Consider the following 19,613-nt stretch of genomic DNA (forward strand, 5'->3'; position numbering starts at 1 on the left):
AATTTTAATAAATCATATTATCCATAGCAGTTCGGTTTCCAAATTACGGCCGGGTCATCGATATTTATAATAATATTCTGAAATATATACACAAAACAAGATGTGACCCCTTTCTCCCATGTACATTCGAAACAACTTTTATGTTTCACCTGAAAATTACTGCCAAAGAAACTTGAGGACCATCTGTTATTCCTATACAATCCTCTTTATACTATAAAAAAGGAGGTTGATAACAGATGATCCCAGGGCGTTGTACCATGGAACAGTCGAATTTGAAAGAGGTAGAGGAATGGATGGAATGCTTTGCGAATCAGTGGCACTGGTGTTCCACCAAAGAAGAAATTAAACTTGCAATCCTTTGGGCAGCATCCGGACGGGTGTGTGCATTTTTCGGAGGGGATTTTTAGTCCCACTTTTTTGCTTCCTTGGGTGACCTTTTCCTGTATTTTTTTAAGCATAATTATCTTATTAATTTGTATAGATAGAAAATTCGTTCCCGTCTTCCGGCCTCCTCTCGTCCATTCTTATTATGAATCCTATAGGGATTGGGAAAAAGGAGATTCTTACTTTACCAAATTTTCAATCTAAATCGCAAAAAACACATGATTCCATACTATTTCTGCTTTCTTCCCAATCCCTATGATTCATGCTATCCGGGACCGTGCAATTTCTTGTGGGGAATGCCCTATCTATGAATCTAGTCTCACCTTTTCGTAAAGCAATTGAGTAACATAATAACATTTTGTTATGACACTGTTCCTGTTTTGGTATCCCAGGGGTATTTATCTTATATTTATAAGGTGTTTCCTTTAATCACTAATTTATTGTAAATTCAGAAAATAATGGGCTGGACAGGCCGTTGTGAGATTTAGGGGTATAATGGATATTGAGATGGGCGGCGGATACCCAGTCTGATGCTGGAAGGAAGGAATATGGTACCTCCGTTCCGTGGAAGAACTCGTCGGATGGAGGGAGTTTCCCGGGGAAAAACCGTCGTGGCGCCTTAGACGGATTTTCCCCAAAAGGTGCTAGCTAGAAATCAAGGGTATGGACATCGTCCATACAACCCCGCCCTTGTTCCGTGCATAAGAGGGGATGAAAGTCATAAGCCGTGGTGGGGAGAGGTTCTCCGTTCGAAATTTCGGACTCGTAGTCAGCAGGGATCGAAAGAAGATCCTCGACAGGCAATGGGTTGGGGTTTTCTTTTTGTTTCCCCACCCAATAGAAAGCGGTAAGCATCAATTCCTTCATCGCTACCTCAAGACTAACGAATCCACCTTTTTTGCTATTCGTTCTCTCACGAAACAGAGCATTCAGCGATTCCGTGTAGTTCGTGGATAGTATATAGGGCAGAAGTATGGGGTTTTGGGTTATGGATGCCGCTTGCAAACTCAAGGAGATTTTTTTAGGACTGAGCCTTTCCCATGCTTCGCATGTCGCCTTATTTCCAAACCGATACTTCCCTGCACACTCGGACCACCGTTCTAGTGCCTGTCCCATATCCCCAGACCGTAAGACGTAAGAAGCGTCCTTAGCCATTTCCTTCTTCATACTTTTAGGAGCTGCATTCATGATGTTACGAATCGCGTGAACGTAACATCGTTGGTGAACCGTATGGTGAGGAAAATGCTTGCGTACAACTAAGGGAAAAGCCCTATGCCCATCTGTGGTAACGATACGTATATCGTTGACATTCAGGCCCCGTTCCTTTAGTTTCCCTATATGCTGATCATAGGATTCCACATTCTCATCAGGCGAGGGGGTGATCCCTATTATATCCCGCCTCCCCTCCGCCGTGATACCCGTGCTGACTGCGATCGCCTTCGAAACATAACGACCCTCCTCCCGAATGGGAACAAAGAGGGTATCCATACCTATGGCTGTATATACTGTCGTGCTCAGATCCCTTTCGAAATATTGTATAGCATCGTTGTAATAAGGTTGCAACCACTGCGAAAGCGTTTCCGGGGGCGTCCGAAGGTTGAATCCTTCCTCCAATAGTTTACTAATTTTTCGCAAGGAGAGGCCCGGAAGATAAAGACGATAAACGAAATCTTTGAGGGTATTCTTTGCACTCTGATAACGTGGTAACGAGTACGGTGAAAATCCCCATCTTGTCCTAGGAACCTCTAGATCTAGTTCCCCAAACAGTGTGCTATATCCGCGATGATAGACCCCATTCCCCTCATCCTGGGGATATTTCAGACAATGGAGGGTTCGATCTACACGCATGCGTAAGTTACATAGGTCCTCGACAACGGGTTTCCAATTCTTTGGGTCGGTTAGAGGGTCTATCTCTGGGATCCATGCGTTTTTTAACAATCCAATCAGCGCCCGCATCAAAATACTACCACCGTCGTGATGGAACATAAGGCTAGTAACGCCATTCAGGGGAAAGGAATCCTTCGTTTTTTCCTTGTGATTCGATGGGCAACACAATAATAGCAGTTTCTCAATCAGATGCCTAGATTCCTCCCACTCCTTGGGACCCCATGAGGTAATTCCCTCCTTGAGATCATCGAAAAAACGTTGAGCACGTAAGAATCGATCCCGAGTTTTTGGATCGTGCAATTGATGATATCCATCCCCTTCGGATCGTGCATTCCCCGGACCTTTATCTTTTCCGTCACGCAAAGTTATGGATGGAGAATCCTCGATCAGTGGGTTGTGTTCCGTTTCTTGGGGGGCAGGGGAAGGATTCGTACTATGTAATTTCCCAATCTCACCGGCTACCGCAGACCATTTTGTGTCCTTATTCCCTGCTGCCATTGCCGTTGCCTTGTTGGCTAGGGCCAGCTTCTCGTTTGCCATTGCCATTGTCTCGTTGGCTAGGGCCAGCTTCTCGTTTGCCATTGCCATTGTCTCGTTGGCTAGGGCCAGCTTTTCGTTTGCCATTGCCACTATGGTCCTATCGGTTAGAATCAGTTTCTCATCTATTAAGACATTATGGCTATGACAGAAGGGACACGTACTTTTCAGTGTTTTTCCACAATACGGGGAGTCAATGGACCGGTCGCCTATCTTCATCGAATTTCTAGCTATCCATGACTCTTCTTTTTGGATATTGATTTTTCCTGATAATGTTGTATTATGGGTGTGGATGCTCATGTTTTCCCTCCTCTGAGTTTATTGTTTGTTGATGATCAATATTCTATCAGAGATAGGGGGCATGAGTCATCCCCTTTTTACATAATAACGCTTCATTCTTTTTCACTGCAGATCGTGCGATCGTGCCCTATTTGTTGATCAGATCGCTTTGTCCATGGTAATGGTAATGGAACCTTGTTCCATCTTATCCGTAATGTTGACAACATTACGGATTTTTTGTTGTTTTTGTACGTACCATAAACAGGATGGATCTTACTACAACACAATGTTCGTCTTCCGCGCAAGGACCTAGTAAAAATTTTATAAAAATTCATATGAAATAAGATAAATACCCATGGGATACCAAAACAGGAACAGTGTCATAACAAAATGTTATTATGTTACTCAATTGCTTTACGAAAAGGTGAGACTAGATTCATAGATAGGGCATTCCCCACAAGAAATTGCACGGTCCCGGCCTGAAAGGTATAGAGAAAGATAGATACAAGGGTTCGGGTTGGATTCCCAATTAACATTTTTAAACAAATAAAACCCTTCTCCTTACTGGAGCGGGTTTTTTGACGTACGGAGGTTCCGTACAGAAAGATCTGACCGTCCCCGATCTTCTCATAGTACTTATGGTCACACCAGCAACCACAATAATGTCTAAACCATTCATCAATTACGACTTATTTTGACATTGAGGGCAAAATGATTGAGGCGATCAGATTTACATAAATAGGAATATAAGAATACATAAATTTTTTTATGAAATACATAAATAACCATCAAATCCCAATTTTAGGTTATTCTGGCTATCCCATTCACCGGGAAAATCATCATAACTGGATCTATCCTCAGGCCCATAGACCCCTAATAATTAATTATAGAAATAATAAATGTAATTATTATAATACAAAAAAATGATATTATAAAAAACTTATATTTGTGAAACCAAGCTTCTGATTTTTTTCGCAAATCAGTAACAAGGTACATTCTTCCGAAATCGTCATAAAATATAGAGGTAATGGATAATTCGCTGCTCCCTTCCCTATTAGCAAAGGATTTCAGGAGAAAGGGTCGCTTACCAAGCAAAAAATGGGCAAAAGTAGGGAATATCCTAAATGAATATACCGCCGCGATTATTACCAAAAATCCATTATAAGATATATAATACCAATGAATATATAAGTATATAGGTATTACATATAGAGATAAGAAGGCTATACTCATCCCAGTAAAGGAACGAATATCCACCTCCTCCTTAATTTCCCCGGCGCACCAATGACGTTCGCGAAGAATCTGCCAATGCAAACTTCCCCACCAACCCACAATTCCTAGGGTTAATGCGGTGAAGGATTTTTGCTCCCATGCGGAAAAAGCCATAGTAATCAAAAACCAAACAAATCCCACCCATGAAACAACATGCCATTGTAGCCTAGTTACACCCCTTTCCTGCGCTATCTCTAAGCATTTTAACCGGTGGGTACGTATCAAATCAATTCTCTTATACACATACAACAAATAACTCCGAACGACACCCCATAACGGTAATACATGTGTTGTAATCATAAAAATGAATAATAGGAAGCTCCAATCCAAAGCACCAAAGTGTGGGGAAAAGGAAGATAAAAGGGATCCAAATTGCACACCATAGAGGCTAATGTGTAGAAGCATTAGCATATGGAACAAAAAAGCCAAAAATCCGAATCGTAATACAACATTCCACGCGTGTGAGGAACTTTTTCCCCTAGAAGGGGGGTTAGAGAAACCCTGTTGCACGCAGCCTTCACACCCCTTTTGGATAAAATTCACTTATTTTTCTCATCCATATGTTTTAGGGGATCCGTTGTGTTAATCGTTTTTGCATAGTTTTTCTGAGATCCCCATTACCCAAATGGAGCGGAACTATTGTCTATCCACAAGGAATTTTCATCAGATAGGACTTCTCCCCGTCCAAAAACCTGTGCAATTTGTATTTGTGCAACGCACCCATGGGGAATTCCCACCATACAACACTATAAGGGTAGACTAATGCAGAACCACCGACACATATCCGCTGGTTAAATTGATGTCCCCCTTAATTACCTAGAAAAACCGAATGCCTCACACCCATGCTCACATAAATGTGCCGGTACCAAGTAACATATCACCGCGTGTATTACAACGCATGCGGCAGAACAAACAGCTGCCGGTACCACGAAGGCAAACGTGTTCCAACAAAACCTTACACAACGGGGCACAACCTTGAGAATCCATTTGTAACCTGCTGCACCACATGCCCAACCTAATAACCATCCACATATACCGCTACAGGAATAGGGATTCCTCTTCACACGGGTTCTATCTGCCCCTCCCTCCTGAAAATCAGCCATATTGCCGCCATAACCCCCAGAAACTATAGACTGATCCTGTTCAGCAGACTCAAAACTCCCATCTTCTCTAAATAAGTAGAGCTTTTTCCTACCATTTTCCTGTGAAATTTCAGCCAAAACAGTAAATGGTTGTTCCTCCTCAGAATCCACTGATGGGTCTGAATTTGAATCAATTTCCCGGCGATGACGACTTTCCCCATAAACTCCCCCAACAGACGGCAGCTTAACAATGTCCCCTACTTTGACCCCCTCCTTATGTAGGTCGTAAGATAAAACTTGTATAGATAAACCGCCCCACGCCTTTTCTATCGATTCTTTCACATTATCCGGGGCATCTTCCTTAACTTTCATCTGTACACCATGGGCCACTTTTTCACTTACCCGCAAATCTTCATCTACAAGACTCGCCAATTCCATCATTTGGGCATGCAGATTACCAACAATCATACTGGTTGACGAATCAATTTTGTTCATTTCCAACCACGAGACCACCTCCTCAGTTGCTTTCTCAGCCTCTAAACAAGGTGACTCCACCGAAGTTTTATCATCATCAGCAGCGGGGCGCCCTGGTATTTTCTGCGCGTTTCTATCATTACCAGCCTTAACTCCATCTGACCCAAGAACCCCACCTTCGGTCCCGTAAACAGAATTGGAGAGTGTAAACATCAAAACGCAAACGGAACATAAAGGGCTAACAATATACCTCCAGGATTTAAAAATCCAGTACAATAGCCATCGCACCTCCCCTTTTCTTGTTATTCGCCTATAAGGGTTACCAGACTTACCTAAAACTTCCCCGGCTATGGGCCCCCCTAGCTGAAAATATAGCATACTGAATATAATTTTCGCAATAATTGGCCGATTTCAGGCGCGCCGAAGGCAGCATCCGAACGGGTGTGTGTGTCAGGAAGTCGATCAAGAGATGAAGGTTGCTCGGCCCTTCGTAACCGGCTGATAGGTAGCGGGTTACAAACCGCGGCTCTTGGCCAAACTTCGGACCCGGAATATCCTTGGGCGGTTTTTTTCTACTCTGAATTTTAAGGATGAATTAGGTGGGGCCCATTCTTCTCCATAATTAGTTTGTTTATTCAGTTTATTGTACACGAGCCCATGCCGAAGAGCATCTGTCTCTATTAATTTATAAAATAAATAGAAACAAAAGTATGTGCTTTTTTCTATTATGTATACAAAATTATTTAATGAATTTTTATTTTATTTTATGCTTATTAAACACTATATTAATCTTATGAAACATTCCGGCAATTTACCCCCTGATCGTTTTCCAGGTGGCTATTGCGACATACGATAGCAAGGTTCTCATAGTTCCTCCAAATCCTAACCCCAAAACGTTGGCGAAAGTCAAGCTTGGTGGCACAGTTCTTTCCCTCTATAAGGGCATTGGTAACCTTGTCTCCTCGATGGTAATTTGCAATGGACTGTTTCCCCCTCTGTAGGCTCTCTGCACCTTTTCTAATGTTCTTGTGGTCGTGCTGTAATCCTACCCCGATGAGAGCGTGCAGATTATTGTAAGCCTTGGTGCTACCGCGAAAAAAGGTATCAAACTTATTAAAATATTTTTGTAGATTAAATGATGTTATCTGGAAATGTTTATATTGTTAATGGATATAAAAACAGTCTGTTTGGGTATTTCCAGCGTAAGTTCTTTGGGGTGGAAAGGTACCCCTTTCTGGGGGATTGCACCTGAAAATTTCGTGCGATCGGTTATTTTTTTTGAACCACCGAAATCACCGTGGAATCATAGGAACCGGTTCCTATCTCGCCCCTTTTGCGCACACTAAAGAAACCGACATAAAGTCGAATTTTATTTTTTATTTAAATATTATTATATATTAAACCCTATGTAGTTATGGGTGATCTTATCCTTATCTTCCTGATCTTCTTTTGAAGATAACGAACGGCCTGGGATAAATTATAAGCAGATCCTTCTCTTTGTACCCCGGTTGCTCCATTTTGTCTCGTTGTTCCGCCGTTGAATAGGACTGATCTGTGGTGCGCAGAACCCTTTCCCCCCTCTTCAGAGGTTTGGCTGCACATTGCTCGGCAAATTTACATCCCCCGCAGGTCCCCTCATGGAAGCGGGCCACTATCTTACCCTTGCCCTTCTCTCCGGGTTGGTACGTGGATGAGTCGGGGGTCTTGCCACCAGGACACCGATGGATCTTTCCATCCTTTCCCCTCTTGAACCCGCTTACCCTTTTTTTACTGGGATTTTCCTTTCTTCCCAACATATCGGTTGGGTGTATATCGATAGTACGTTCTTTAGCCGCCTCCCTTACCTCATGGCAGTTGTACCCTCCGTCGAAATACAAGGTCTTGTTGTCCTCTGGTGCATGGTTGGATATATAGTCAACTCCAAAATCCTTATCGGAATGAAGTGCCCCTTGGGTATTCACATGGGTGAGTATACTCAATCTCTTCACCTCATCACGAGCCTCGACAAGGTTACAAACATACCCTCTACACAATTGCTTACCCTTGATACGACACTGGGCGTCTGGATCAAAGGGGCTTTGCAGACTGCCTGATGGCGAGGTGGAACGCACCATGAGTCTCTTTTGCCCTTCCTGTTCAACTCCCTCTGTCTGCTCTCCTATCACCCTTTGCAACAGTATATGGACTGGGGCGGATTGAAACTCCTTGTACTGGTTCCCAAAGTGTTTGAGGGCTAGGCAAATCTCTAGCAGTGTTGCCCTCCGTTTCATCTTGTCCGTTGGGTGATCCGCTGGTAGAAGGAGGAGGGACCTATAAGAATGGGCCTGGGCTTCGTTCACATCGGCCATCCCGCAATCTGGTTGCAAGAAGATCTCCCATTCGGAAGGAAGAGGTAGGGCAAGTTTGGCCATCGTACGAACCGAAATCCTAATCACCAAGAAAATCAACATATTGCGGCTCAGTTTCCTGATACAGCTATCGATAAGGGTTGAATCCATCCGATAAATACTGGGATCCATGCCCACGATCCCCATCAAAAATTGGGTGAAGTCGGAGTAGAACTGTTCCTTCACATTATAGCCTTCGGTTTCCTCATAGACATTGAGGCGATTTCGACTCTCATATAGTGTTCTTTCACCCATAAGTGGTCTACCTTCTTTACCACCCAATGCCTCAAAAAGAGGGCCTTCGCGTGGAATTTGAATGATCAGCATACGGTCGCTACACCGTAAAAACTCCTTGATTATGTCGAAAATCAATGGTGTGAGTATATGTATGCATGGCCTCCCAATGGTATTGTGGTAACCACTGTATCTCTTCCTATATAAGGATGCATATTCGGTGAAGAACAGGCCAAGGAGGATGAAAACAAATTCTATATCAGAAGGTTGATTCGTATCCACCATGGATAATAGACGATTCTGCAAGTAAGTTTCCCTTTGTTCTATTTCCTCTGTTTCGTAGTCATTGGGTATTGTGTTACAACGTTGGGAAGCCATCTGTCCTCTAGTCTCCTTGTATTTTTTTATTTTGATAAGGAAGATTATACAACAAGGATAGATGGCTTTTCCATATCTCTTACCATGTTTTTTAACTAACAAGATTTAATTACCATGGTTTGATACATAATAATCTAAATAAACTGTTTATTATGAAATATCGTGCTGATCTATTCCCCGGCGATACATTGAATGAAGGAGCAAGTACTATCAAACAAACTTACTATATTTATTAAATTTTATTATAAGTCGGGGAGGGAACCAAATTTTGGAAACCAATGCTCTGGGCGGTACTTGTCGGATCGTTCCTTTCTGCGGTAGCACCCAAACTAAAAAAAGAATATTCTTACATTTATTTTCAGGAAAACCAAACTACCCTGAGTATGGGTATGACTTCCATTTTTTTACATAGTTGCCATTTACAGTAATTTTTTATGTTTTATCATAATTTTTAAATTATTGTGTAATTTTAACTTTTATTATGTATGTCAATGGTTATAATTCATTACGATGATATGATTTCCGAAGGATGGGGAACCCAAGAAAGTCAACCAGGGGGAGATTACAACCGAAAAAGGGATATCACCCAATCCGATTCTGGGGGCAGAGATTCTGCTTTTTTACAAGGTCCTCCAGAATATTGATTCTGAGCTGATCCTCCTCCTTTTGTTTCTTCAACTGTTTCCTTAGCTGGTAGATCTGTTCCCTTAATTCGAGAACGGTTTTATGAGAAACATCCTGTTCACTCAGGGACACCTTCTTTGCATCATTCTCAGTTCTTTCCCAGAGATCCCCCTTCACCCCGTACTGCTTCACCCAACTCCTGACCGTTCTGGGGATGAGTCCGTGTTTATGGGCAATCTCGGACACGTTACCGTTATGTAAAGCTTCTCTAACTATTTTATTCTTTAATTCCATGTTATAGCTATTTTTCTTCATTTTCCCCCCATCCTTTCCGGGACCGTGCAGTTTCTTGTGGGGAATGCCCTATCTATGAATCTAGTCTCACCTTTTCGTAAAGCAATTGAGTAACATAATAACATTTTGTTATGACACTGTTCCTGTTTTGGTATCCCAGGGGTATTTATCTTATATTTATAAGGTGTTTCCTTTAATCACGAATTTATTGTAAATTCAGAAAATGACGGGCTGGACAGACCGTTGCGAGATTTAGGGGTATAATGGATATTGAGATGGGCGGCGGATACCCAGTCTGATGCTGGAAGGATTGTACCACATAGGTTACCCCCAGAACTAGGCGGTGGGATTCTTGAGAAGGAATATGGTACCTCCGTTCCGTGGAAGAACTCGTCGGATGGAGGGAGTTTCCCGGGGAAAAACCGTCGTGGCGCCTTAGACGGATTTTCCCCGAAAGGTGCTAGCTAGAAATCAAGGGTATGGACATCGTCCATACAACCCTGCCCTTGTTCCGTGTATAAGAGGGGATGAAAGTCATAAGCCGTGGTGGGGAGAGGTTCTCCGTTCGAAATTTCGGACTCGTAGTCAGCAGGGATCGAAAGAAGATCCTCGACAGGCAATGGGTTGGGGTTTTCTTTTTGTTTCCCCACCCAATAGAAAGCGGTAAGCATCAATTCCTTCATCGCTACCTCAAGACCAACGAATCCACCTTTTTTGCTATTCGTTCTCTCACGAAACAAAGCATTCAGCGATTCCGTGTAGTTCGTGGACAGTATATAGGGCAGAAGTATGGGGTTTTGGGTTATGGATGCCGCTTGTAAGCTCAGGGAGATTTTTTTAGGACTGAGCCTTTCCCATGCTTCGCACGTCGCCTTATTTCCAAACCGATACTTCCCTGCACACTCAGACCACCGTTCTAGTGCCTGTCTCATATCCCCAGACCGTAAGACGTAAGAAGCGTCCTTAGCCATTTCCTTCTTCATACTTTTAGGAGCTGCATTCATGATGTTACGAATCGCGTGAACGTAACATCGTTGGTGAACCGTATGGTGAGGAAAATGCTTGCGTACAACTAAGGGAAAAGCCCTATGCCCATCTGTGGTAACGATACGTATATCGTTGACATTCAGGCCCCGTTCCTTTAGTTTCCCTATATGCTGATCATAGGATTCAACATTCTCATCAGGCGAGGGGGTGATCCCTATTATATCCCGCCTCCCCTCCGCCGTGATACCCGTGCTGACTGCGATCGCCTTCGAAACATAACGACCCTCCTCCCGAATGGGAACAAAGAGGGTATCCATACCTATGGCTGTATATACTGTCGTGCTCAGATCCCTTTCGAAATATTGTATAGCATCGTTGTAATAAGGTTGCAACCACTGCGAAAGCGTTTCCGGGGGCGTCCGAAGGTTGAATCCTTCCTCCAATAGTTTACTAATTTTTCGCAAGGAGAGGCCCGGAAGATAAAGACGATAAACGAAATCTTTGAGGGTATTCTTTGCACTCTGATAACGTGGTAACGAGTACGGTGAAAATTCCCATCTTGTCCTAGGAACCTCTAGATCTAGTTCCCCAAACAGTGTGCTATATCCGCGATGATAGACCCCATTCCCCTCATCCTGGGGATATTTCAGACAATGGAGGGTTCGATCTACACGCATGCGTAAGTTACATAGGTCCTCGACAACGGGTTTCCAATTCTTTGGGTCGGTTAGAGGGTCTATCTCTGGGATCCATGCGTTTTTTAACAATCCAATCAGCGCCCGCACCAAAATACTACCACCGTCGTGATGGAACATGAGGCTAGTAATATCGTCCAGGGGAAGGGAATCCTTCGTCTTTTCCTTGTGGTTCGATGGACAACACAATAATAGCAGTTTCTCAATCAGATGCCTAGATTCCTCCCACTCCTTGGGACCCCATGAGGTAATTCCCTCCTTGAGATCATCGAAAAAACGTTGAGCACGTAAGAATCGATCCCGAGTTTTTGGATCGTGCAATTGATGATATCCATCCCCTTCGGATCGTGCATTCCCCGGACCTTTATCTTTTCCGTCACGCAAAGTTATGGATGGAGAATCCTCGATCAGTGGGTTGGGTTCCGTTTCTTGGGGGGCAGGGGACGGATTCGTACTATGTAATTTCCCAATCTCACCGGCTACCGCAGACCATTTTGTGTCCTTATTCCCTGCTTCCATTGCCGTTGCCTTGTTGGCTAGGGCCAGCTTCTCGTTTGCCATTGCCATTGTCTCGTTGGCTAGGGCCAGCTTCTCGTTTGCCATTGCCATTGTCTCGTTGGCTAGGGCCAGCTTCTCGTTTGCTATTGCCATTATGGTCCTATCGGTTAGAATCAGTTTCTCATCTATTAAGACATTATGGCTATGACAGAAGGGACACGTACTTTTCAGTGTTTTTCCACAATACGGGGAGTCAATGGATCGGTCGCCTATCTTCATCGAATTTCTAGCTATCCATGACTCTTCTTTTTGGATATTGATTTTTCCTGATAATGTTGTATTATGGGTGTGGATGCTCATGTTTTCCCTCCTCTGAGTTTATTGTTTGTTGATGATCAATATTCTATCAGAGGTAGGGGGCATGAGTCATCCCCTTTTTACATAATAACGCTTCATTCTTTTTCACTGCAGATCGTGCGATCGTGCCCTATTTGTTGATCAGATCGCTTTGTCCATGGTAATGGTAATGGAACCTTGTTCCATCTTATCCGTAATGTTGTCAACATTACGGATTTTTTGTTGTTTTTGTACGTACCATAAACAGGATGGATCTTACTACAACACAATGTTCGTCTTCCGCGCAAGGACCTAGTAAAAATTTTATAAAAATTCATATGAAATAAGATAAATACTCCTGGGATACCAAAACAGGAACAGTGTCATAACAAAATGTTATTATGTCACTCAATTGCTTTACGAAAAGGTGAGACTAGATTCATAGATAGGGCATTCCCCACAAGAAACTGCACGGTCCCTTAATTGCGTTTAAAAATCCCGATTTCAGGCCAATTTCATCTATTTTTTATAATTTACCTACTTAATTTTAGTTAATAAATGTTAATGAGATTTGTTTTATTATTTACGATTTGTTTTTTACAACAGATAATAAATGGGGTCATTGGTTTCGATCAAAAATTAGTGGTTGAATGATAATCCATAAATACAAGTCTGTTTCGTTCCGAAATAGGCTGCTTTTCCCAGCGGGGCCGAGGGATGTCCGTTAGGGCATCCCAGGTGAAGGCCCCCCCGGGCTTACCTAGCACCTACCCTTTGGATCGCTTTTTTCGGTTTTGGGTGTATCGAAAAGTTGGCTCGGGATGCACTATAAATTACATTTTGCCTACGGTTTCGGGGGCAATTTCCTACTTTGGATTACTTTCAGAAAACCGGACCTGATGAGAACGAATGGAGCTAGAGTCGGGGGTTATATGAAGCAATATCATAAAAATGGTTTATAAATTCGGGAATCATTACGAAGAAAACGGGGCATCGGCTTGCTTTGTGTCGCACAAGACGGATGGTAGGGCTATTTTGCCGTGGTGGGTTGAAAATAGGGGGTTGACCCGCTTGCCTCATACAAGAGTTCGGATATACTCTGAAATGATATGCCTCTTATCCAAGAACCTTCCACTAATTTGAGATCACGATATCCCAAAATACCCGAATCGCCAATCATTTGAGTGGTAACGGCCTCGCGCAATTGAGGAATGCGTATTTTCAACCCGTTTCGTTCACGAAGGGTGAACCCATTACGAGATTTTCCAGGCATCATTTCATGGTTATACCATTGCTCAAAGCACAAACCTAGCTCTATAGCGTGCTTTAAACCGTTTGTACAAAACTCCTCTTCAATATCATCCACCCTATGATTCGTTAGTGGGGTTCTGATGAACGTAGAGAGAAACATCCTTGTTGATTGTTTGGGATATGTAGTAATAAACTGGTGCATTCGAACAGCCATGTCGTTATCCCCTAAACAAATTTTAGCGGCTTTTGCCAGGTGGGAAGCTATCTCACGTTCCTCCTTAGACACTGTTATGTCGTCTGATCCGTAGATTGCATCTGTAGATAATATCCTTAAGAGCTTTTGGTCTCTCTTCCAGATTACCGCTGCTCTCTCCCCCTGGGCTTTGGATCCCCCCTTCTTAGCGTTGTTTTCCTCCTTTTGTTCTTTCAATGACTCATTGTTGGGCTTTGGACACCATTTTTCAGCAATAGGGTCCTCCCCCTCTTTCGACTGTTGCTGTTCAAAACCCTGTTTACGATCATTGGGCCGGGAGGGGGGTGCTCCCTCACGTTCGAGTTCCTCTGACAACGCGCAGAGGGATTCTCTTACTTTCCTAACCCTATCCCTTTGTTCAACAGGAGTAAGCGGGGAATTCTCTATTTCTCTTGCCTCTTCAATAATATATTTCAATTGCGTTGGATCCCCGCTGGATATGAAGTCCCCATAGCTGTACTGCAGAGGTGAAACATGAAAAAGGGGCTGGCTTGACGGGTTGTCTTTTCGGGAAATTGTGGTACAATGACGTGGAGTGCTCATTTCTTCCTCCCCTTTCGAAAGTATGTTTAGACTTTGGTGGGTTTGAATATCTTAGACAATAGGGTGTGAAGTATTTGGGCACTCTTTTATGTGCGATTTCTTGCGAACCATGGTTTTTCCCATTCCCTTTACCATCATTTCGGTAATAATAGCGAGCATTTGCTACAATATACACTGTAAGATTATATTTTGCAAGACGTATTTCTATATGAATTTGGCCTCACGGATAATTGCAAAGATCTACCTTGACAAGGGTTGAATATTATGGTTTTCGTAATTTGATGTTATTTATACAAAAAAATTCTGAACTTTTACAACAAACAAACAATATCATCGTTTAATATAGATATAAAATTACTATAAACAGGTCCTGAATAGATAGATACAGGATTCGGGTTGGATTCCCAATTAACATTTTTAAACAAATAAAACCCTGCTCCAGCAAGGAGCAGGGTTTTTGACGTACAGAGGTTCCGTACAGAAAGATCTGACCGTCCCCTATCCGGCTTACCACCGTACCAGATTCCCCGGTGTCCTCTTAGCCCACATTCCTGATCCCCTCGGGGGAAGAATCTAGGGGATCCCGTAGGTGATGTACGGAATTCCTGAATGTAGGTTCGATTAGATTCCGGGGGCGTCACTGTGGGTACCCCTGTTGATCCCCCGGTTTATCAAGGTCCCATGAGTATACAAGGATCTCCGAAAACAGGTGCCACTGCCTCCCTGGGTTTCGGATTCCCCGCGCAAGGGTCTGTACAATTTAGGCCCAGTCCTGATCCGGATATCGCAGCTGTTAGCGATTTCCCGCTGGTCTCTCCCTAGGTTCCACAAGGTCTGATACACCACCGGGGTATGATATGGGTGCCAGTGGAACTTCCCAATCCCCTGGGTCTAATGGAAGGGACGGAATCCCTAACACTGCAATGCAAGTGTGCAAGTGTTACCAGGCCTTTGGGAACCCCCAACAAGATTTTACAGGCCTCACAAGTACACATTATGGGGATCATCATCATCTGAATCTGACACGATAGGGGCAATCCTTGTATCATATTCATAATTATCAAATAAAAATAACAATATAAATGCATCTATGAATATATATTAAATCATACCCAATGAGGCCTGAAAGGTATAGAGAAAGATAGATACAAGGGTTCGGGTTGGATTTCCAATTAACATTTTTAAACAAATAAAACCCTTCTCCTTACTGGAGCGGGTTTTTTGACGTATGGAGGTTCCGTACAGAAAGATCTGACCGTCCCCTGATTCATTCCAAAGGGTGATTGATTCCGTGTATCAAAATTTCAACTTGGAGCAGGCAAAGAAACTTAGTGGGATGGACAGTCACTCTGTGTCCGCGAGGGAGCTGCGAGAATTCACTATCCCTGCCACGTATTCCCTATCTCTACAATAAAAATAGAATATTCCTACATTAATTTTTTCAGTAAAACCAACCCACCCCGAGTGCGGGTATGGCTTCCATTTTTTTACATACTTACCATTTACAGTAATTTTTCTTATTTTTGTTATAATTTTTAAATTATTATGTATTTTAACTTTTATTATGTATATCAATGGTTATAATTCACTACGATTATACGATTTCTGAAGAAGGGAGAACCCAAGAAAGTCAACCAGGGGGAGATTACAACCGAAAAAGCGATATTACCCAAAATCAGATAAAATGGGTTTGTATCCTAGAGTCGATTGCCAATCATCCATCCCAGGGAATCAGGTGTTCCTGTGAGGATTCGGGAAACCTGGGACCTCCACCTAACTCATCCTTACAATCCAGAATTTAAGAAAAAACCGCCCAAGGATATTCTGGGTCCGAAGTTTGACCAGGATCCGAAATATCCCCCCAAAAAACCTGTTCAAAAGTTCACATCCCCAACAGGATGCTGCCTACTAACGACTTCGAGTGGTTATCAACTTGTTGTGATAACCCTACGCGAGGCAGTTGATTGCGTCTGAGAATGAAGGATAGAGATGGTGCACGGTAGGATAAGGAAGACGGGGGTAAAACAATCCCTTGGACCGCCCTCCGGTATTCCCAAAATAGGTTTCCACATGGGTACTGTTGTAGCCCGCCTACACTCCGTGGGCGCAGGAGATTATGACATCGGTTGATACATCGGTTGACGAATTGGGAAAAGGATTGTCACAGGCCTAGGGGAATGAACCAGTTATGAATCATAAATATGGAAGTTGCTATATAAAAAATGGGGATTGATCCTGCTCTGCACCTCCACAGGAAAGATATTGAAATATTTGACTGTGGTGGACCAAAAACCGGGGGTTGAACCGTACCCAACAAAGGAGATAAAAATCCCCCATGCAAATTGTTCCCATCCTCATCGATGAAAAAATCAAATCTTCCTCCCCTTCATAGTACGCAATACTAAAAACCGGGCTAGGAAAAACATCACCACTTGAGCAATTAAAAATACAGCAATGACCTGCCCAGTAGCAAGTGTCATCAGCGAAAGAATCTTAGGCCCTACTCTGATTCCCACGTCAACCCCATTAGTAAGAGAAATGTAATGCACAAGGAACCGCACTCCATAATAGATCGCACCAGATGCCAAAACGACAGACAACAACAAGGGTAAGAAAAACATCAAAGCAATCTGAATAGTAATAGATTTTCTGATATGATGCATCGAAAACCCAATTCGTAACAGATTAAAAAACTGTTGCCGCTGACCTTCCACATCGGTGTAGATACGAAGCAATAAAAAGTTACCGGCAATGACAATAAAAACGAAAGCAATCAGCAGCGTGGAGATCACAATCAAGACACTGCCCAGTTGTCTTTCATGCTCCTCAGCCTCATTGTAGACAATATCATTGGACACCACCTCACCAGGCTTATGAAAACCAACCCCTGGGATCAACGACTTAGCCTGAATCAACGCCTTGATCATTTGAAAATTTACTTTACCCTGTGGTGATACATAATTGACATCCCATAATTTTTGAATACCTGGATATTGAGAAGCCCTAGCATACACCCTATCTCCCAATACCCATTGCGGTATCATTCCTTCCTGATCGGGATCAGGATGCCACAGTTCCATCCGATTCAAACGTTCTACTTTATTAGCACCAAACAACCCTGGTAATGGGTTGAGGGCCATCCCTTCTCCAGAGCAATTCTCTGTATAACACAAGGCCACTGCTGTATCAGCATCAATGGAAAGCTGTTTTTTTCCATATCCTTTCAATATTTCATTATAATCCGTGATGGACATGTAAATCCCCTGGGAATATTTCTCAAGTAAAGATCGGTCATTTTTTCTCAAAGCTTCCTGCTTTTTCTCCTTCAACAGTTCGTTTTCCTCAAAATTACTGAAAAGAGAACCAGCCTCATTCAGCAAAGCCAGAGATTTTGAGTCAACACGCGATAAACCACTACGCAAGAGAAAATCAATCGACCGCGAACTCTTTAATGCATCAGGGCTAACGTACCCTTCTTTCCCTAAACGATGAATGAGAAAAGGAGCTATCTTTGCTTCCTTCCCCTTCCCTGCATTTAGGTTTTCCACCCTCTTTATGTCCATCACCGTACCAACTGCAATGCTTGCCGAGGTGAAAATAAATAAAGAAATCACAGAGAAAAAACAAAAGAAACGAGAATTATCGCGCAACCGATGGGCCATGTTTCCCATCCACAACAAACGTATTCCCCGCCAAGAGAGATCCCTATTCCATCGAAAATATTTCGCTAAAGCCACGCTTCCTTGACGATAGAAAAAATAGGATCCCACAAAAGTAAAAACCGCCCAAATAGAAAGAACATATGGAAAAAAATTAATAAATTCATTAAAACCTAAATTCATGTCAATAGGTAAGAAAAAACAAAACGCAACCGAGGACCCCAAAAAAAGAACTGACACAATAGCGCGTAAAAATCCTATTGGGGGCTCCGGTTTATCGTCCATCTTCCTTTCACTCCGAAGCAACTGAACCACCCTCTGATTTCGCACGAGAAAAGGCATAACCACAGCGGCTAGCAAGAATATTGCCAAAGAGAAAGCCACCGTAATCCCAAGAGCCTTCCAAGAAAAGTGAAATCCTAGAGTAAAATATGTAAAATGTTCAAAATTACCAACAATAGATCCAATAAGGCGTAGTAAACTCCACTCCCAAATTGTACCTAGCAACACCCCGAAAACCACTGAACAACAACCAATGATCATTGCTTCTAGCGACAACATCATCTGCAACTGTCTGGGTCTCATACCCAAAAGCAAGAAAGTCCCAAATTGTTCTTGTAGCCCCCTGTAAAGTGTAGCCAAAGCATAAAAAATAGAAAAGAAAGAACAAAACATCAGTATATAAAAAACGGACCCAGACTCTATGATCACCATATTTTCTTTGAAGATCTGTAACTGGGGGTGATACATGACCGATGTATAGGCAAAAATAGCCGATAAAGTAATGACCGCATTCAATAATAAACCCATATGAGCTTGTGGTCGTCGTTTCATCATACAAACCACGCACGAGAGAAATGTCATTGCTCCATAGCCTCCCAATCCCTTCAACTCTACTGGGGAAAGCTCAGAGCACATGATTGCTATGCTCTGAGCCATTACTCTACAAAACCTCGGCGGAGCACTTCCAAAACAATCATATTCCGAAAAGAAACAAAGTTACCCCCTACCGGAAATTGAACCCTATACTCGAGATAAACGGCCCCTTCCCTCCTACACGAATATACAGGGGTCTTTCTTCAACCATTCAACCACACATCAGCAACAGAACGCAATAACATTCCCTGCACAAGCAATTCTCTCAGCAGTCAGAAATCCAGGAACTACAGTCGTAACAACCGGCCTTTATACAATTACGGGAATATCTCCCATGTGTAGCCTCGCATATATCACAAAGAATCCTTGACCTTTTGGAACGTATTAGGGATCTTTCTTCATCGTTACTAGCAGTAGAATGCGCCGTTGACAGTCCTTCTGCACAAGAAATTTCCTTCAGACGGGGGGGTGTATACCCCCTCCTTTATCCCTGTACTCTCTACGCTAACGAGATTCCCTCTGGCTGACACCCTTTCTACCCCAGCCATAGTCGAAAAAGACAAAGAACAAAGGGTGACAGGAACCCATATTTTCCTAACCAGATTAATATTCATAATAAACATTCCTCCATATCACATCATCATCTCAACTACCTTCACTGAGTAACCGACCCTTTCGCTCCT

13 protein-coding genes are annotated in these 19,613 nt (G+C 42.9%); 4 read left to right on the forward strand and 9 right to left on the reverse strand.

Annotation, left to right across the window (positions count from 1 at the left end; all coding sequences use genetic code 11):
* Nucleotides 1-236 precede the first annotated feature (236 nt).
* Both PPRES148_RS10760 and PPRES148_RS10765 read left to right on the forward strand, forming a co-directional pair.
* Entirely contained in the window at nt 237-407 is a 171-nt protein-coding gene (locus PPRES148_RS10760; protein ID WP_187820487.1) for a hypothetical protein, read from the forward strand.
* Nucleotides 408-886: 479 nt separating this feature from the next.
* Nucleotides 887-1,036 (forward strand): hypothetical protein, encoded by a 150-nt coding sequence (locus PPRES148_RS10765; RefSeq protein ID WP_187820252.1) that lies wholly within the window; start codon nt 887-889, stop codon nt 1,034-1,036.
* Here the strand turns inward: PPRES148_RS10765 and PPRES148_RS03115 are convergent.
* The 6 genes from PPRES148_RS03115 to PPRES148_RS03140 form a co-directional block, all read right to left on the reverse strand.
* Nucleotides 1,033-3,108 (reverse strand): IS256 family transposase, encoded by a 2,076-nt coding sequence (locus PPRES148_RS03115; RefSeq protein WP_149453187.1) that lies wholly within the window; start codon nt 3,106-3,108, stop codon nt 1,033-1,035. The two genes, PPRES148_RS10765 and PPRES148_RS03115, sit on opposite strands and share 4 nt — an antisense overlap.
* 852 nt (nt 3,109-3,960) lie before the next feature.
* Nucleotides 3,961-4,482, reverse strand: coding sequence for a hypothetical protein (locus tag PPRES148_RS03120; RefSeq protein WP_149453188.1), 522 nt, complete (start codon nt 4,480-4,482; stop codon nt 3,961-3,963).
* Between the two features lie 689 nt (nt 4,483-5,171).
* A complete protein-coding gene (locus PPRES148_RS03125; protein ID WP_149453189.1) occupies nt 5,172-6,191 on the reverse strand; it encodes a single stranded DNA-binding domain-containing protein in 1,020 nt (339 codons plus the stop codon).
* Between the two features lie 515 nt (nt 6,192-6,706).
* Nucleotides 6,707-7,060: a transposase gene (locus PPRES148_RS13270; RefSeq protein WP_149454211.1), complete on the reverse strand. Its 354-nt coding sequence runs from the start codon at nt 7,058-7,060 to the stop codon at nt 6,707-6,709.
* 285 nt (nt 7,061-7,345) lie between these two features.
* Nucleotides 7,346-8,914 (reverse strand): transposase, encoded by a 1,569-nt coding sequence (locus PPRES148_RS03135; RefSeq protein WP_149453190.1) that lies wholly within the window; start codon nt 8,912-8,914, stop codon nt 7,346-7,348.
* Nucleotides 8,915-9,496: 582 nt separating this feature from the next.
* The gene (locus PPRES148_RS03140; protein ID WP_149453191.1) at nt 9,497-9,853 is read right to left on the reverse strand and encodes a transposase; all 357 of its coding nucleotides are present in this window, start codon (nt 9,851-9,853) and stop codon (nt 9,497-9,499) included.
* A gap of 249 nt (nt 9,854-10,102) precedes the next feature.
* On the opposite strand from PPRES148_RS03140, the gene PPRES148_RS03145 reads away from it, so the two are divergent.
* Nucleotides 10,103-10,300, forward strand: coding sequence for a hypothetical protein (locus tag PPRES148_RS03145; RefSeq protein WP_149452698.1), 198 nt, complete (start codon nt 10,103-10,105; stop codon nt 10,298-10,300).
* Here the strand turns inward: PPRES148_RS03145 and PPRES148_RS03150 are convergent.
* Together PPRES148_RS03150 and PPRES148_RS03155 are read right to left on the reverse strand one after the other, a co-directional pair.
* On the reverse strand, nt 10,297-12,372 hold the full coding sequence (locus PPRES148_RS03150; RefSeq protein WP_149452699.1) for an IS256 family transposase: 2,076 nt from the start codon (nt 12,370-12,372) through the stop codon (nt 10,297-10,299). The two genes, PPRES148_RS03145 and PPRES148_RS03150, sit on opposite strands and share 4 nt — an antisense overlap.
* Before the next feature lie 1,006 nt (nt 12,373-13,378).
* Nucleotides 13,379-14,395 carry a hypothetical protein gene (locus tag PPRES148_RS03155; RefSeq protein WP_149453192.1) on the reverse strand — a complete coding sequence of 339 codons (1,017 nt, stop codon included), beginning with the start codon at nt 14,393-14,395 and terminating at the stop codon, nt 13,379-13,381.
* Nucleotides 14,396-15,686: 1,291 nt separating this feature from the next.
* On the opposite strand from PPRES148_RS03155, the gene PPRES148_RS12790 reads away from it, so the two are divergent.
* On the forward strand, nt 15,687-15,809 hold the full coding sequence (locus PPRES148_RS12790; RefSeq protein WP_281289898.1) for a hypothetical protein: 123 nt from the start codon (nt 15,687-15,689) through the stop codon (nt 15,807-15,809).
* A gap of 955 nt (nt 15,810-16,764) precedes the next feature.
* Here PPRES148_RS12790 and PPRES148_RS03160 read toward each other — a convergent pair.
* Nucleotides 16,765-18,918, reverse strand: a complete 2,154-nt coding sequence (locus PPRES148_RS03160; RefSeq protein WP_187820491.1) for an FtsX-like permease family protein — start codon at nt 18,916-18,918, stop codon at nt 16,765-16,767.
* Between the last annotated feature and the right edge of the window lie 695 nt (nt 18,919-19,613).

Origin of the sequence: Pasteuria penetrans (assembly GCF_900538055.1) — a bacterium.
GTDB lineage: Bacteria > Bacillota > Bacilli > Thermoactinomycetales > Thermoactinomycetaceae > Pasteuria > Pasteuria penetrans.